The sequence below is a fragment of the Brevibacillus formosus genome, assembly GCF_003013405.1.
GTDB lineage: Bacteria > Bacillota > Bacilli > Brevibacillales > Brevibacillaceae > Brevibacillus > Brevibacillus formosus.
Genome location: NZ_PXZL01000015.1, coordinates 13,020 through 29,588, shown reverse-complemented (window position 1 = coordinate 29,588; position 16,569 = coordinate 13,020). Strand labels below are relative to the sequence as shown.

The 16,569-nt window shown below is 46.6% G+C and carries 19 protein-coding genes; 9 read left to right on the top strand and 10 right to left on the bottom strand.

All coding sequences use genetic code 11. From position 1 onward, the window contains the following. Positions 1 to 40: 40 nt before the first annotated feature. The 10 genes from C7R91_RS16365 to C7R91_RS16325 form a co-directional block, all read right to left on the bottom strand. Entirely contained in the window at positions 41 to 1,015 is a 975-nt protein-coding gene (locus C7R91_RS16365) for an aldo/keto reductase (RefSeq protein ID WP_047072261.1), read from the bottom strand. Positions 1,016 to 1,090: 75 nt separating this feature from the next. Beyond that, positions 1,091 to 1,897, bottom strand: a complete 807-nt coding sequence (locus C7R91_RS16360; protein WP_047072262.1) for a sigma-70 family RNA polymerase sigma factor — start codon at positions 1,895 to 1,897, stop codon at positions 1,091 to 1,093. 22 nt (positions 1,898 to 1,919) lie between these two features. Continuing rightward, positions 1,920 to 2,501, bottom strand: coding sequence for a lytic transglycosylase domain-containing protein (locus C7R91_RS16355; RefSeq protein WP_047072263.1), 582 nt, complete (start codon positions 2,499 to 2,501; stop codon positions 1,920 to 1,922). Further along, entirely contained in the window at positions 2,495 to 3,070 is a 576-nt protein-coding gene (locus tag C7R91_RS16350) for a dTMP kinase (RefSeq protein WP_047072264.1), read from the bottom strand. Before C7R91_RS16350 ends, C7R91_RS16355 begins: the two co-directional genes overlap by 7 nt. A gap of 4 nt (positions 3,071 to 3,074) precedes the next feature. Further along, positions 3,075 to 3,494, bottom strand: a complete 420-nt coding sequence (locus C7R91_RS16345) for a hypothetical protein (RefSeq protein WP_047072265.1) — start codon at positions 3,492 to 3,494, stop codon at positions 3,075 to 3,077. 37 nt (positions 3,495 to 3,531) lie between these two features. Next, positions 3,532 to 4,086, bottom strand: a complete 555-nt coding sequence (locus tag C7R91_RS16340; protein ID WP_047072266.1) for an RNA polymerase sigma factor — start codon at positions 4,084 to 4,086, stop codon at positions 3,532 to 3,534. Positions 4,087 to 4,155: 69 nt separating this feature from the next. Further along, positions 4,156 to 4,404, bottom strand: a complete 249-nt coding sequence (locus tag C7R91_RS16335) for a hypothetical protein (RefSeq protein ID WP_047072267.1) — start codon at positions 4,402 to 4,404, stop codon at positions 4,156 to 4,158. Between the two features lies 1 nt (position 4,405). Continuing rightward, the gene (locus C7R91_RS29395) at positions 4,406 to 4,573 is read right to left on the bottom strand and encodes a hypothetical protein (RefSeq protein WP_017249762.1); all 168 of its coding nucleotides are present in this window, start codon (positions 4,571 to 4,573) and stop codon (positions 4,406 to 4,408) included. Positions 4,574 to 4,663: 90 nt separating this feature from the next. After that, complete coding sequence (locus C7R91_RS16330; protein WP_047072268.1) at positions 4,664 to 4,924, bottom strand: hypothetical protein; 261 nt, start codon at positions 4,922 to 4,924, stop codon at positions 4,664 to 4,666. A gap of 93 nt (positions 4,925 to 5,017) precedes the next feature. Continuing rightward, on the bottom strand, positions 5,018 to 5,272 hold the full coding sequence (locus C7R91_RS16325) for a hypothetical protein (protein ID WP_047072269.1): 255 nt from the start codon (positions 5,270 to 5,272) through the stop codon (positions 5,018 to 5,020). Between the two features lie 134 nt (positions 5,273 to 5,406). On the opposite strand from C7R91_RS16325, the gene C7R91_RS16320 reads away from it, so the two are divergent. The 9 genes from C7R91_RS16320 (at position 5,407) to C7R91_RS16280 (ending at position 16,566) form a co-directional block, all read left to right on the top strand. Beyond that, entirely contained in the window at positions 5,407 to 5,838 is a 432-nt protein-coding gene (locus C7R91_RS16320) for a hypothetical protein (RefSeq protein WP_047072270.1), read from the top strand. A gap of 104 nt (positions 5,839 to 5,942) precedes the next feature. Then, positions 5,943 to 6,794, top strand: a complete 852-nt coding sequence (locus C7R91_RS16315) for a YomU family phage tail tube protein (RefSeq protein ID WP_047072271.1) — start codon at positions 5,943 to 5,945, stop codon at positions 6,792 to 6,794. Between the two features lie 167 nt (positions 6,795 to 6,961). Beyond that, entirely contained in the window at positions 6,962 to 7,366 is a 405-nt protein-coding gene (locus C7R91_RS16310; protein ID WP_047072272.1) for a hypothetical protein, read from the top strand. A gap of 98 nt (positions 7,367 to 7,464) precedes the next feature. Next, entirely contained in the window at positions 7,465 to 7,695 is a 231-nt protein-coding gene (locus C7R91_RS16305; protein WP_236697935.1) for a hypothetical protein, read from the top strand. 59 nt (positions 7,696 to 7,754) lie between these two features. Next, positions 7,755 to 11,012, top strand: coding sequence for a hypothetical protein (locus C7R91_RS16300; protein WP_047072274.1), 3,258 nt, complete (start codon positions 7,755 to 7,757; stop codon positions 11,010 to 11,012). Between the two features lie 12 nt (positions 11,013 to 11,024). After that, on the top strand, positions 11,025 to 11,636 hold the full coding sequence (locus C7R91_RS16295) for an S-layer homology domain-containing protein (RefSeq protein ID WP_047072275.1): 612 nt from the start codon (positions 11,025 to 11,027) through the stop codon (positions 11,634 to 11,636). A gap of 48 nt (positions 11,637 to 11,684) precedes the next feature. Then, positions 11,685 to 13,100, top strand: a complete 1,416-nt coding sequence (locus tag C7R91_RS16290; protein WP_047072276.1) for a hypothetical protein — start codon at positions 11,685 to 11,687, stop codon at positions 13,098 to 13,100. 11 nt (positions 13,101 to 13,111) lie between these two features. Next, positions 13,112 to 16,147, top strand: a complete 3,036-nt coding sequence (locus C7R91_RS16285; protein WP_047072278.1) for a M23 family metallopeptidase — start codon at positions 13,112 to 13,114, stop codon at positions 16,145 to 16,147. Then, positions 16,147 to 16,566 (top strand): hypothetical protein, encoded by a 420-nt coding sequence (locus tag C7R91_RS16280; protein WP_047072280.1) that lies wholly within the window; start codon positions 16,147 to 16,149, stop codon positions 16,564 to 16,566. The genes C7R91_RS16285 and C7R91_RS16280 overlap by 1 nt, the downstream gene beginning before the upstream one ends. Positions 16,567 to 16,569 lie beyond the last annotated feature (3 nt).

Here is a 16,569-nt window from a genome sequence, read left to right as displayed (position 1 = left end):
CTTTGGAACTGAACATGCTAGTCGACAACTGTTCCCATTGTTATGGCAAACGATATACGGCAAATGGTTCCCCGTATCGATACGTGTCACTCAATCGGTCCAGCTCTGCCAAGGTCGCTTCATCCAGTGTCACCGCTGCACTTTGCAAATTATCCGTAAGCTGCCCTACACTGGTCGCGCCCACGATCACCGAAGAGACAGCCGGTTTGTGCATGAGCCAAGCCAAGGACAGCACACTGGAGGATACACCAAGCTCCGCCGCTACCTGAGTGATCTTGCGTCCAAACTCCAGCTTGTCTTCACTTAACAACCGGACGAAGCGCGGCTCCTTGTCCGCCCGCGAACCAGCTGGAGTCTGTTCTGCGGAGGTATATTTGCCTGTCAAAATTCCGCCAGCAAGCGGGAAGTACGGAATAATCCCCACCCCCTGGTCAAGACAAAGCGGTACGAGTTCACGCTCCGGTGTCCGATCTGCCAACGAGTAGCTCACCTGCGTCGATACGTATCGATTCAGCCCTTCCCGCTGACTGATGCCAATTGCCTTCATCAATTCCCAAGCCGCATAGTTGGAAGCCCCGATGTAACGCACCTTCCCGGATCGAACCATGTCATCAAGTGCACGGAGTGTTTCTTCCAAAGGCGTCTCTGGATCAAACGTATGAATTTGATATAAGTCCACATAATCGGTGCGCAAACGCTTCAAGCTGTTCTCCAGCTCCAGCATCAGGTGATAGCGTGATGAGCCTCTCTGATTCGGTCCTTCGCCTTTTACCAAACCAGCCTTCGTCGCCAAAACGACCTCGTGCCGCTTCCCTTCCAGCGCCAGCCCGATAATTCGCTCCGATTCTGTTTGCGTGTAAATATTTGCCGTATCAATAAAGGTAATCCCGTTTTCGATTGCGGTATGAATGATGCTTACTGACGTTTGCTCATCCGCACGCCCTCCGAATGAGTTCGTGCCTAATCCCAATGCTGATACCTTCAATCCACTGCCACCGAGTCGGTAGTATTTCATATTGTGATCGACCTCTTTTCATAATAGGAGTGCTCCTACATTATCTCCTATTTGGGTGGGGATTGAAAAATAAGATTAGGAAAGTTTATTTTTCGAAATATTCTGGATTTTCTTCATAGTTCTTGATACACACATTTGGGATACATTTAAAAAATCTGCTGTTTGCGTCTGATTGTAGCCTGCCATCCTTAGTTGCAGGACTTGCCATTCTTTTGATGAGATTTGATTTTGCAGTTGCGCAAGCAAAGCAGTAACATATAGCTTGTCCAGCACGTACTCTTCCACGTCTCGTCCTTCGTCCTTCAAGACATCCATAGCAGTGGCTGCTTCATGGCTCGAAGTGGGTGCCTTCAAGTATGGCTCTTGTAAATACTTCACAGGTCTACCGACGTCCAACGCTTTTTTGATCTGTTCCACATTTTCACCCAACAGTACGGACAATTCTTCATTTGACGGAAGATATCCCAGGTCTGCCTCTATTTTACTGATGTGATGGAGAATTGTTGTTGCCGTTCTAGTCGGCCGTACAATATTTCCGCTATCTCGCAAAAAGCAGTTGATCTCCCTCACAATCGTTATGACTGCAAAGGACGAAAACTTCACGCCTCTTGCTATATCAAAGGCTTTGATTGCCTTGATGATTCCCATTCTCCCCAATTGCAAGATATCCGCTTTTTCCAAACAATATTGCTTCACTAATGTCTCCGGCTTTCCGATATATTTGTGCACGGAATGCCAAATGAGCTCTTCATTTGCGAGTATAACTTCCCCAAGATACTCACTGTCTTCCTTGCAGCGGCGAATATTTTCCATGTTATACAAGGAATATTGTTCTTTTTTCTTGCCCAATCTCTGTTTTACGAACACGGCATGTTCACTCATAATACCTCCTCCCAGCCTATCTTTATGATTCTCTTAATAAGCCGTTCATTTTTTTGTAATGGGTCATGACTTTTGTATAGTAGCCATCGTGATATCGTTTTCGGTCGACATTTCCCTCACCTTGGTTGTAGGCGATGATACTTAAACGAAGGTTTCCATATTTCTTTTGCAAGAGATCCAAATACTTGATACCTGTTTGTAGATTGATCACTGGATCAAACAGGTCATCAGGGTGAACTCCCAGCCAGCTTCCTGTGCGCGGCATGATTTGTAATAATCCTCTTGCCCCCTTGCCGGAGATCGCGTCGTGCTGAAAACGGCTTTCCTGCCAGATCATCGCCATGATTAAAACCGGATCTATTTCGTATTGCTTGGATAGTTTAAAAATCGTTTCTGTATATAGCTCGACTGTAGCTTTATCAAGTCTCGGTGCAACCTGTGTGATTACGTTTGAAAGCTCCTTTTTTCTATGCAACTGCCTATCGGTGTCCCTGGCCAGTTTCATCACAGGATGAGCTTCCGACAGTCCCTTTTCTACGGCTGGCAGTACAGCATTTGCGGGAATGAACACTGCGGCAACAATAGCGATTAATTTTGTTAGCACGTAACTCGCTTTTTCAGATGTAGCTGATGGACTGCTTGCAGAATGTTTTTCTGCATTCTCTCCACTCCAATTGCCGTATCCAGCGCATAAACCGATCGGCGCGAAGCATCAGCAAGGGAAAGATAGGCTTCCTGCACCTTTTGCAGCATGGCATGATTCGCATCTACTTCGGTTCGCAGAAAAAAGGTTGCATCAGGTCGCTTCGTCAAATCACTCATCGTGGCATACCAGGAAAGAGGAGTATCTTTTATATAGAAGAAGTAATAATTGGACAGTTCGTAATGATCAATGATGATAAAATCAACATTATCCTTCGAAATCCTCGCCATTTCTCGCTGGTAGTCCAGAAAATCCGCTTCAAAAAGCTTACCTACCGCTTTCTCATCCAGCTCAATTTCGCAGCGAAGCCACATGCCAATGACCGCTCCGATTGGGGTATCTAAACGTGGAAACGATACTCTTTTCACTTTATATCCGAGGCATCGCAAATTTTCTTCCAGTAACGCCGCTTGGGCTTCCTTCGCGTTGGCGTCAATTCCTTCGAAAGCGACAATCGTGGGTTGTCTCATGGCGCTACATCGTCTCCTCTTTTGTCGAGATTTCCTCTGCTGCTTCGCGAAGCTTTTTCTCTGCTTCAAGTTCAGCAGCCTGAGTAGCCAAATGATCTGCCAGCATTTGCTCGAATTCTTCCTTTGTAATCTCGTAAATCTCGGAATGGAGTCGGTTCACTGTGTACCCCATACCGTCTGTCAGCAAAAAGTTTGTGTAGGTCAATGGCTCCTCACGAAACTCCTGCTTTTCGTAATCGAAGGCAATGACTGCTTTTTCAATGCCCGCTACACAACCGCCGAACCAAATATTTACCTCTTCTTCTCCACCTTCGGCTGTAGGCGTTGTATGCATATTGGTCGGAACGTGTACATATTTTCCAATGACCTGATGGGCAAGCTCCTCGGTCAATTCCTCATTCATCTTTTTCAACAAAACTGCCATGCTGGATCATTCCTTTTCATCGATTATTTGTGTATGTTCACAGCTCACCGTACTGCTTCAAAATCGCCTTGATGATTTGACACACTCTTTCCTTGCTGATATTGAATCTCTGGCCAATTTCCTCGTGGTAATAGCCTTCGCTTCTCATCTGGAGAATCAGTTTGTCTCGCGTGGACAGCTTCATATACTCCATAATGTCGATCATCATTTCTACTTCCTCATATCGAAACTCCTCAATCGGAGCAGCAATACGGCTGATCATTGTTTCCTCTTCATTCTCATCTCCATCAGAAACAAGAACTGCATTACTGTTTGTCAGGTTTTTTTGCGTGCCGGCTTTTCGCAAGCAGTCGCGAATTTTATTCGTAATCACATGATCGACAAAGGTAGTCACTCTGGCTTTTTCCTGGTCGTAATCCTTCATCGTGCGATATACCTTTAAGAGAACCTCCTGAACGACATCATCATGAGTCATTCCTGCAAACGTCATTCCGGTCAGCTTGGCTTCACAGTTTTCCTTTGCCTTCTGCAAAAAATCATCGACTTTCCCTGCGAAAAATAACTCGTCCATTTGGTGAAGTTGATCTGTCATGAACTTCATCCCCCTCCTCATGCTCCTATTCACAGTTGCTCTATCACACTAGGTAATTGGAGGAGGGTTTTAGCAACCAGCTTTCAAAATTTTTTTCGGACAAGTTTGCAAGGTACCAGCGGTGAATACTTTTCCATTCAAAATCTTCCATGAAGCACACTGACGCTTGATGTACCATTGGCAATCGCGGCAAATGTCATGAACCACACAACGACAAGTCATAGGCACGACATCCTGTTCCTTTGCTGACAACACGATGTCATTGACTGTCATTTTCTTTTGGCAGGCTTTTTCATAATCACATCCCTGACAGGCCATGCTACCCACCAATCCTGACGATCCCAATTCCTTTTAGGGACTCAGGATTCACTTGAACATGCTCGCGAAAGAACTCTTCCAAAACGGCTATGGGGGTGTCTTGGGTCGACGTATATTTCATGACCTGCACCTGCTCTCCATCTGCCGAAAAACTAATCTGATATAACATGGTTTCTCCCCTCCTTTTGCCTCTTGTCGAATCTATACGAAGCGATTTGCGATGAATTAAGCGGATTTTGAAATAAAAAAAACCAGCCGTTTATTCCAGCTGGTCCTCTACGTATAATTCCTCTATCATTTCCTCTGTGATATTCATCTTCCCAAATTCCTGACAAACTCTTTGAAATCCAAGCAGCAAGGAATCATTTTCTGTGAAAACCTCGTTCAGATCCATTCCCAGCATGCCAAGCGCATCACTGAGCTCCTCCCAACCTTCGCGATCGATATCCTCTCCTAGTAGAAATTCAGCTAATGCAGCAATAATTACGACATACAATACGGCTTTTTTGGAATCTCTCATTCTTATCCCCTCTATTCTTATTGTTTGAAATAGAATAGACAGTTTGGAATGAGTTTTCTCCCTATAAAAAGAAAAAGCCCGCTGTGGACGGGCTTACTTTACATCTGAGATGATTTTTTGAATCAAGCTTTCATCAATCAAATGGCTGGCTACTGTCAATGCCTTAGCCATTCGTTCCTTATCTCCATCCAAAACCTCGTGGATAATGTGACGCACACTTTCTTCATTCAGCATGAAGTTCTTGGCCATCGCCATAATCCCGACAACGGCTTCATGATCTTCAAGCGCCTTCGCAGAAACTTTTTCCTTCGTTTGTTGAATGATGATTTGTATCCTATCACTTCGCAATGTTATGACCTCCTGGCTTATTTACGACCGAATATGTATTCCAAGGGAGACTTCTTCCCCATCTGTCTAACCTATGAACGTAGAAGGAGCATCTTTTGTTCCAAAAAATCTCAGCTAAAGGGGGTGAATCATTCGTGGTTGTCGATCTCTATCATCATCTCTATGAATTACTTTCTACGGATAGCCAGTTGCTCGGATTACTCGGCATTGCTCCAGAAGACAAGGACTCCCTATCCAGGCAGATTATCAAGCAAAGAAAGCTCGCTCCGCTATCTGATGTTGCGAAGCCTCTCCTTTCCTTCTACGCAACTTCCGGAAAGCGCGACACCGATAATCCCCTCCTTCTCACCAGCTTTTTCCGATTGGATGTGATCACGCCTGGTGATATCGAGCTGGCGCATCAAATCGCGAACCATCTTTTCCATCTATTAGACGGCAAAAGCTTATCGATCAATGGAATAGAAGGTTTGGACACCTATGTTGTCTCCCAGCAGGAATCCGATACAGGCCATTCCTCTGCGTACTGTTTCACACTGGTTACGAAGTTTACTTTGCAAGTTTGTTAGACATTTCAAAACCCCGTCTATCCTATGACAAGCTGATCGCGGTTCCCTTTTCACACGATTCAGCAACAACACCCAAATCCCCTATCTAGAAGGAGTGACTTTCATTGTCTAAAAAAATGATTATCAAAGGTGTCGGTCAATTTCTTGCCAAACGCGCTTCCAAAGATGGAAATGGCGTCGAAGTCATTACGCTTGGTAATATGCAGGACCTGAAAATTGACATGAATGTTGAAATGGAGGATATCTTTGGCGGCGATGGACTCTTCGCCATTGACACTCTCGTCAAATCCAAAAGCATTGAGATTACCGCAACGGATGCCAAATTTGATCTGGCGGCTCTCGAGCTGATGATGGGCTCCAAGCTGCAAGAACAAAAGAGCGACTATGTGTATGTACTGGGTGAGCAAAAAGCAGTTACTGCTGGCAGCCTGGATCGCACAGCATCCACTGGCGACGCTGGTGTTTGTGAAGTCGAGTTTGGCGGCAAGCTCTTCAACGGTGGCGGATTTGCTGTTCGTCTAAAAAATAGCAATCGCCTTTTGAAACAAGTGAAGTTGAGCACGTCTGCTGCACCACAAGCTGATGAGTTCATGGTGGATACTTTCAATAACGGCAGCGATATCAAAACTCGTTTGATCTTCTCTCCTGCCCTGCTCAATGAAGATGTGGTCTTCAACTATCAGCGAATCGAAACCGTAGACGTGGTTGACATTTTGATGGATGAAGTGCCATTCCCGGTTCATGTCGTCCATCACGGCTCTTTCCTGCAAAAGGACGGAACCTATGCAGGCATTGAAACAGAGCTGTTCTCCTGCATGGCAAAAGGCAGCTTTTCGATCGATGCGGCACGCTCCACGGCCAGCACTTCCGCTATTTCCTTGTCCGTTATTGATCCAGAGCGAGCAGATGGCAAGCTAGGCAGTGTGAAACGCTTCGTATCGGCCAAAAAAGTGTAACTCTTTAGAGGTTAAGCAGGCTGAGTGGAGAGCCCGTGCTCTTCGCTCTTGCCTTGCTTTTTTCAAAGGGAATAACTTACAACGAATCATAGCGAACGACAACTCATTTTAGCAAGTAGATATATTTAACAAATACAATCTAGCATTGTTCAAGGAGGGATTCTTCCGTGCTAAACCACCAAGTAGATCTGGAAAAAAAACACGCAGAGATGATGAACCAAGAAGCTGTAGAGCGTATCAAAAAACAGCAGGAGGCTGATCTGGTAGAGGCTATTTTCTTTGAAGATGATAGTGAAATCATGCTGCGTGACGGCAAAACCTACCGTATTCCGCCTGTGACCTTAAAAGACGCCCGCATCCTGATGAAAAAGCTAGGAACCATCCATATCGACGCGATCATTCTCAATTTTCTCCCCTATGAAAACAAGGAAGAAGACCTATTCGATATCCTGCTTCTGGGCTTTCGCAACTACCCTACGGTTACTCGTGAGTACTTGGATGAACATTGTGATTTGGAGACGGCCAAAAAGCTTATTAACATTCTCATTGGTCTAAACGGCTTAAAAAAGTAGAGAGTGGCGAGGGTGACAGTTCCACCATTCGCGATACGGAATCTGGTGAGCCACTTGATTGGGGCGATCTATTTTTTCATCTCCATAAGGACTGTGGTTTGAAGAAATGGGATATTTGGGAGTACACCCTTCCCCAAGTAGCAGAATTAATGAAGAGAGTGAACAAATACATTCAATTTGAGGTAGAGACACGCATGGGACTTCCTTTCTTGAGAAGAAAGGGTACGAATTCTGCTGCCAGTTCTCCCCATGCATCTAGTTCGCAAGACTATCAGGAAATTTCCGAAGACGATATTGCCGTACTTGGCAAAGTGTTAGGTGGTCTATAACCCGTTTCTGTCTATTCTAAGACCAGAACGGGATTTTTCTTTTGAGGAAGGTGATATTCATGGAAGCTCAACGTTTGACCGATGCCCTCCGCTCTATAACGAGTGCTGCACGGAGTGTTGTAGAGCAGTCGGCATCCCCATTTCGAGCCGAGCAAGCTACCCCATTTTTTCAAGCAATGAATCAGCAACTGTATGAATTACGCCAGATGATACGCGACATTGAGTCGAAGCCGCTCAGCTTTTCCCGTAAGTATGAGTCTCAGCCTAGTTCCCATGCTGCTCCTGCTTCCCGGCTGTCCGTAAGCACTGGAGCCATTTCCCCGTTCCGCTTTGCTACTGTTGCTGATGCTCCCGTTAAAAGAACAGAAAAGTTCTACGGCAAAAGAAGCAACCTTCACCCAAAAGTATGGGAAGAGGCTGCCGTAAATATGTTGCGAAACATGATGAGCAGCGGCCTTCACACGCTTATTTCCTCGATGGACATCGAAAATTGGGAGTCAGCGAAATCTTTGAACCGCATGATAAAAAAAGCAGAACGCAATTTTTTGTTCAAAGATACAAACATGATGGATTTGGCTCAGACACGCGTTTCAGGACGAACGACGAATCAAAAACAAGTGGAAGAAGAAGCACTTGGTTTGCGCGAATACTTGCGATCAGGAGTCAAACAAGACCTGCGGGATATCGCGCTAACACATGCCGTCAGCCTTGAAGAAGTAACCAGAGCCTACTATACGTCTTCTCGCCAATCAAATGATCCGCATGTAACCGTAGCCGATATTCGAAAGAAAGCAGCCATGTTACCAAATGACCCTCTTGCTCCCCAAACCCGGATGCAAACCATCTGGCAGGCAGCCTCCCTTGAAGCCTTCAATATTTTTAAAAATCAGCCCGGTAGCTTTCCCTCGCTTTTGGTGCACCTGCTTCAGCGCATGAGAGAAAGCCAGAGCCAATTATCGCTCGCTGTTCGTCTGTTGAGAAGTGCTGTGGATCAATACGGAGGAAAAGCCGCCTACGTCAAAGCCCGGCGCAATCTTCATGAAGGAAGTGAGCAGCGAAGACAAGAGCATGTTACCACACTGCTTGGTCAATCCTCTTCTCCCTTTACACAAGAAGCGTTGGAAATCCAGTCCTGGCAATTGCAAAATCTATCTTCCTATCAGGCAGCCCGCACTCGATTGATTCGTAACAGGTTGGAACAGAAAAAGGTACAAGAGCTGTATCCTCACAATGATCGATTGCTAAAGGCATTGATTGCGGAAGAGAAAAAGCTGCTGAAACAGTTGCATCTGCTCTGGTTGAAGATGCGCGATGTAGAGCGTCAGGCACATTTGCTCGCCAGCCGAATTCATTTGGTTCAGCGCGCATTTGGTGGATTGCAGAGCACGATTACCACCTTGATTCCTGCCGTCTCCTCGCTGGACGAAAGACTGCGTGCTCTCTCTGATACATCCGTTGCTACTGATGAGCAAATCAAGAACATGACCAGTGACTTAGAAGAGCAAGAGAAACAACTCCAGAAAACACGGGAAGCCTTGAAGGAATTGACAGAAGCACTATCCACGGCTGTACCCAAACCTCCGACTGCCACAGCGGGTCCTCAGGCTGCTTCCTCAACTCCAGCCGCTAGCAGTTCATCCTCTGCCGCTAGCAGATTGACCCCTGTTGCTGCTCTCCTTTTTGAGGAATTCTCGGGGGATTTCAAGACGAAAATACGGGAAAAGTTCTTGAAAGGAAAAAAGAAGGAGGACAAGAAAGAATCGGACGATACGGCGGATGATACGGATGAGTCAAGCTCCACACCGGATATCCCAACAAGAGAGAGAGCAAACAGAGATTCAACGCCTCCCGATGATACAACCCAGAGAGTACCACTTTGGCGAAAAGGATTAAAAAACGCCGGGAAATTGTTAAAAGGTTTTGGTCTCATAGGCGTTGGCATCACGGCGCTAAATTTTGTGGATAGCCTTAACAAAGATTGGCTGCAACCTATGTTTATGTCCGATTCCCAGAGACAAAGCAGAGTGTTGGAAAATCAAAAAGGCCTCGTGGATGACTTCGTGAGTATTGACAAAATGCCTCCTGGTTTAAAGCATGCTTTTTTTGCATCGACATTTCTTACAGGTCTTGGAGATGGTTTGATCAACTTCATGGGTGGCACTGCTCCTTCATGGGGCGATTACTATAACGCTTTCGAAGCTGCTTACAAATATGATGGCAAAGACCTCAAAAATGAGTTAAATAAAACCTTCCAGCCAGACAGCAAGGAAGCTGACCTCGAACTCGAAAAACTCAAAGCAAAATATAAAAAAGACGATGAAAAAGAAAAGTACTCTCGGTTTATTGATATTGATGGAGACGGCTCCAAGCTGAACAATACCGCCGTTCCTTCATGGGATGAAGTCAAAACACTTGACCTTGGCAAGGAAGTAGTTGGTTATAATCTGGAATTACTCGACTTAAAGGACGCGATCCTTGAAGCCAATTTTAAGAAAAAAAAGGCTGAGCTATTGGCTCAGGGCAAAACGGAAGATTCACCAGAAATGCGAGCTATCAGAGAAGAGTACTACTCTGGTAAAGGGGAAAATAATAAAACATCCCGTTCTAAGCTTGACAAGCTCACATCGAACATCCCCGACAATACTGATGCCAAACTAGTAGGACAATTAGCACTCGCGGGCTTAGACGCTTCTCATGCACAAAATAATCTTGATAAAATCAACGAAAACGCTAGCGCCGAAATTGAATCTGCGATGAGCAAAGTGAGCTCTGACCTGGCAAATAAAGAGCATCAGTATTACATTGACCGAAGCGAAGCACTCTTAGCTGGTCACCGTCCCAATTCCGAATTCATTAAGAAACTCGAGGAAAAATATTTACGCAGTACGATTGAGTCGTTAGATGCAGGGAATTCTGACATGGATCGTCTTTTGGCCGAGTACCAAAACAACGAGACATTCAAGAAAAGCATTGAGGACTTTAAAAAAGGCCTCGAAAAAGCCAAGTACGACAATCTCGTATCTCTGCATATGTCCAAGCAGCCTACCAAAGGAACCTTCAACATGCCCGAAGGCTTGCAGCCACTTACCTACTGGGGCATGCAAACGGCCAATGGAACACACAGCACCTACGACTTTACCTATGGCGGCGACAGCAATGTGAACATTACCATCGCCAACATGAGCGGAACGGAAGCTGACCTCCAACGCCTCGGCTCGACCGTCAGCGAAGCCGTTCGCAGCACACAAGCAAGCCTTTCTACCGAATTAAGCCAACAAGTCCGCTCTGGAATCGCCACGAGCTACACGAGATTGTAAGGAGGTACAGAAATGACCCAACAATACGCCTTTGGCACTGCCAATCAGCGCTACAAAAAAAAGCTGTTCCTTGATACTGGCTTTGAGTTTATCGAAGTAAACGCCCGACTCATCGAGCCGTATTCTCCGCCAAGCCCCCAGCCTTCCTTGCGCGAAATCAAAATCATCAACGCTCCCTCGCACATCCACCACTCCGGTTTTAGCAGCTACCAGTGTTCATTGACCTTGCTTTTTCCAGACAAGGAATCGTATAACCAGTACTTGAGCTACGCAGGCTGGACCCACAAGTTTTACGATGAAAAGGGAAGCATTTTTCTGGGAAGCGCAGAATCTATTACCCCTCAAGTACTTGAGGCAGGACGGCGCTACAGCGTAACCGTCGATCTGATCCTCATCAAAAAAGACTCAATTGAGCGCGAATCACGCTTTCAGTTTCAAGATATTGAAGGGCATTGGGCGCAGAAAAACATCGAGGAAATGGCCGATCTTGGACTAATTACGGTTATTACCCGAGATGGGAAGCCCGTCATTTACTTCCGCCCCAATGATTTCGTGACGCGCGCCGAATTTATTGCTTTTTTGAATCGGACAAGGCGGCTGGTAGAGCGGATGATTCGGGAATAGCTGAGGCTGTTCCGGGTTTCTGTCTACTCTATATAGGAGGTGATGAAAATGATCAGCTGGGCTGATGTGAATGAAAAAGATTGGTTTTTTAATGAAGTAATGGAAGCCAGCAATTATTTGATGGCCGACGGAGAACCGTTCATTCAAGGAATTGCTTATGGCTCCTTTGAAAGCAATGCTCCTTACTTGTATGAGGAGCAAAAGGGCTCTACCGGACAAAAAGTATTTACGCTCGCAGCCAAATTGACACCGGGTGCAGATAACCCCCTCTTTGTCTATATTGACGGCACGCAAACCCTGTTCAAAGAAATTCGGCCGAATCAAACTGACCCGAACAAAACGGACGTCGAGCTGTATTACGCACCATCTGCCAACTCGGTTGTCGCTTTTTCCAGCTTCGGCAAGCCTGCCTTGGATCGTTTTGGCAAACCGATTCCTCCCAACTCCTCTTCCTTTGCTTACCCGAACAAACGCCTCGATAACGGAGACACGTATTTCTATAATCCCTTTAGCCGCCAATTCAACGAGTATTTGTACGCATATGGTCGCTCCTTGAAGCGAATTGATGTGCCAGAAGAGGAATGGAAATCGACACCTGCCCAAGACCTCGCCAAAAAATATATCGGACTCAAGCAAGACGTCTACATGGTCAGTCCTGCTCCGAGTGCAACGATTTATCTTCCTTACAATCTAAACGGCGTACAGGTGCGCTTCATCTACAACAGCTACGAAAACGGCGCTCTCTTTATGCGAGGCGGATATTTTTCAGTGAAAAGTCCTGGCGTATGGAGAAACGATCGCTTCTTTCCCAATGCCTACATCAATCGGGCAGAGGCTTTTCTGCTCATTGATCGGCTTCGGCGTTCTTTTTACCAACGCTTTACGGATTCACAGCCTCCCACACAGCGGCTGGATGAATCCCACATGGCATATGAGGGACAACGTGTTTTTCGTCTGAACGGTACCTATCCTGCGGGTAAAAAGCTGCTTACGGTCAAAGTGGATGGAAAAGTGGTGAACAGTTCCGACTATCAAGAATTTGATGATCATACGGTGCTGTTCAACATGCCGCTTGAGGCGGGCAAAAACGTTCATTTCCTCTATGTCAAAGAGACGAGCACCCGCTTTGAAGATGTCGGGCGCGAAAAATATATGTACAACAGCAACACCGGGGAAAAAATTGCGCTAAACGGCGGGATGACAGGCAGCAAGCCTTCATGGTGGGCACCATCCGTCCTCTCTATGGAAGACGAGCGGTTTGGCAACGGAGATTACCTGGTCGAGGGCATTGCGATCAACAATTTCGTCGATGGAGCGGCTGTCGTCAACCACATGTACGAGGTATCGTCATCCAACGCGGAAGAGAAAGAAAAATGGTTCATGCCTTACTCGCTGCTCACCCGGGCACAGGCCGTCTCCTTTTTGAATCGCTTTCGAAAATGGTCCCTGGAACGTTTTAAATAGGAGGTGCTTTCATGCAAACGATGTCCAATGAGCTGCGCAGAATTCTCTCCGAAAGACTCAAACTGGGAGAATTGTCAAAACCCGCATGCCGCGTCGAGATAGATCGACTCATCTTCGTGCCGGGCCGTACCGAAGAACTCGATTTCATTATGAGTGATCCGCAGGAAGAGAAAACATTGACCCGCACCATCATTCAAGATGGTTCAGGAGAAGGCGGAACTGCTCTATCCAAGATTTCTTTTGTCTTTCCCGTAGAGGGCAAAAGCATCCGAGATATTACCGCCTATATGGGCGACAATCGCAAACACCAAGGGATCGATATCGCTTGTCCGGTCGGTACGCCTATCAAAGCGACCTGGGCTGGCAAGGTAAGAAAAGTGAGTGTGTCTGAGAAATATAGAAGCTACGGCTTTCACGTAGAAATTCAGCATGCGGATGGCATGTGGACCCGCTACGCCCATATGAGCGAAATCCACGTCAAAACAGGGGATTATGTCACGCAGGGCACCACAATCGGAAAAAGCGGCAATACAGGCGATGTCCGCTCTGCCGGGGTTAAGACCATGGGCACCTATGACGATCCCAATTCCCCCCGTTCAAAAGGAAGAGGAGCTCATCTGCACTTTGAAGTCTGGAACGGACAAGCCGTCATCGATCCGTTTCCTTATATGAATGGCTCGAAGCATCTGTTCGCTGCCTCTTCCAATAACGGCGCAGGTGTCACAACCGATGCCACCTATGTTGGAACGCCAGGAGCAACTCTTTTTGATGAACGCTTTACCAATAATACGTGGCACACAAAATCTGTCTACAAAGTAGACGAGCTAACCAAAAAGCTATCCATGATCGAGAGAAGCTCGACGGAGCATAGCAACCTCACCTTTACCTTTGATCCCAAAGGGTACAAGACCGTCTTCCCATCCCCTACTGTAACAACAGGCATGAATCTCAAGCTGACCTCCGTTCACCCCGGCATTTTTAGCATGGGGTTCTCCACCAACTTCGGTGAAGGTGCCGGCGAGCTGCGCGTTTTTTTCAATGGAAAAATGCAAATCAAGGTCAACAAATTCTCCGGGACAGAAAACGTTGAGATTCGTGATATTCCTTTTCCCAATGGCGAAATGGAAATCCGCATCGAGCTGTTCTGGAATGGAAAACAAGTCAATCGCTTTTCCCTCCAATACATTCAGATCAAGGAATTGCAAGGGCGACCCGATCTGTACGGGAACAAAGATAAAGTCGATCCGACGATACAGCAGGAGTTTTTTGAGGAACGGGAAATTACGAGCACCTTCATGCCTGGTCAGCCCCGAAAAGTATCGCTTCAGGTCGGAAAGTTTGTCTATATGGACACCCTTACTCTGGACAATATTAACCATATCGAAATGGACGACCAGTTTGAAATGGAATCATGTGAGGCACGAATCACGATTTCAAACCCGGGCGGCTACTACAGCCCGGACTATAATCCGTTTTACTTTCCCGAAACCTACAAGGAAACCCCTTGGTCTTATTTTGTGAACGGATTCCATGTCGGTGTCCTCTCTGAAAATACTCCTGTTCGGATCTACATAGGTTACGGTCTGAATTTGATGCGAGTATTTACTGGGTTGATCGACAAGCTCGATTTGAATGGCGAGGAATCGACCATGACCATTTACTGCCGCGATATGTATAAAAAGATTTTGAACAAGGTCATTACCGAGGACAAGCAATATCCCCCAGACATCGGACATTCTGCCGCGCATGATACCAATGTTTTTTCCTCGATGTCTCGTCGGGACAAAATCATCTCGATGGCCAAAAAGCAGGCCAAGCAGCAGGGTCCAGAGCTCGATTATAAATTTCTGCTAGCCATTGCGGAGCACGAAACCAAAATGGGCACGTTGGGGAAAGGTCTGCCTCCAGGAGACTTCATTCTCGGGTATGGATGCTATACCGGTGAAAAATGCGATCCGCAATACCAAGGGATCGAACGACAGCTCTATCGCGGAGCCGTTCGCTATCGGGAAGCCATGGCGAGCAAAGAGTGGCGCTTCCAATCTGTCGACGACGTCAAATATTTTTGGCAAGGAGGAGATAAAGGAGCCTATCAATGGGCGAGCGATACGAATTGGTATAACAGCGTGTGGCAAATCTATCAAAAATTCCGTTCCAGCACGGAGTTTGATTCGATTCCTGAGTGGGAGGGTACCGCACCTGTCCCAACCGAACCAACTGCCAAAGCCGCCTACCTCAAATCAGCCATCGTACAAGACTTGATCGCCCATGCAGGAATGTATGGCTGGCGCAGCAATCCGCAAGACATTTACTACCCCTATGCCATCGTACAAGAGACGAGCTATACCCATGCGACGCAGGCAACAGGCAAGGTTTTCAAAGCTGTACCGGATAAAGAGGGCGAATTCGTAGAAGTCGATGCCGAATCCATTTTGACCCCAAAAGGTTGGAAAAATCCTTTTATTGAGCCGCCCGGACGCAAATTCGAATCGTATCAATACAAAGTGGGAGAAGCCATCTCGGAAATCATGAAAGATACAGAATTCCGTTCCTATTGTGACCGTTACGGTACGTATCGCTTGGAAGAGATTGATATGAATCGGCCGATTGTGGCTACTTATACGGAGCACGACAATTTGATCACAATTCATAAGACGATCGATTTTTCCCGTGGCAGAAGCCACCTAGTCATTTTGGACGAAGAAAATAAGGCTGGTCATTTCGTAGATACCGAGATTTTGATGGAGCTAAAAGGCGAGGTCCGCACAGGTGTGAGGCATGTTCCTTTTGCGAAGACAGACGAATTGAAGCGACTGGCCGCGCGAAGAACGTTTTTTGATATAAAACGCTTGTGCCGTACGCTGCAAATTTCCATCCCCGGCAACCCTGCCCTGGATGTTCTCGATCGCATTTACATTATCGACTCCAATACAACCACCCGCGAAGCGTATACGATCAAAGGAATCCGTACGATGTTTGATGCGCAGAACGGCTATATGCAAATCCTCGATTTATTTTGGAGCAACAACGAGGGGGCGATTGTGTAATGGCCGGGATTGCGAATGATTATTTGATTTATCCGATTCTCGATTTGATCCGTGATGAAGTCCACCGTATCACGACAGTCACAGCAGACCCGTTCGCCGAGGAACCCTCTGTTCGTCTGATCCGGGAGCATCCCCTCGATCCGGAAAAGGTCACGGGTGCCAAGCTGTTCTACGAGTCTGGCTACATGCTGGATATTTCCCTCACGTTTGGCTCTACAGACACTACCACCTTCCCCCTTGAAGTCGATCAGCTCCATCCAGACTGGGAGTACTATTCTCTATGGCGCTTGACCTCGGTTACCGCTGCGGGCTACGCACCTGACGGAAAAACGGTAGGATCTTACCTGATCCGTCTACTCTATGATACGAGGGGCCTCTTAACTGGCACCGATGTCCTTCGTATAGAGAAAGAGAGGTGAGTA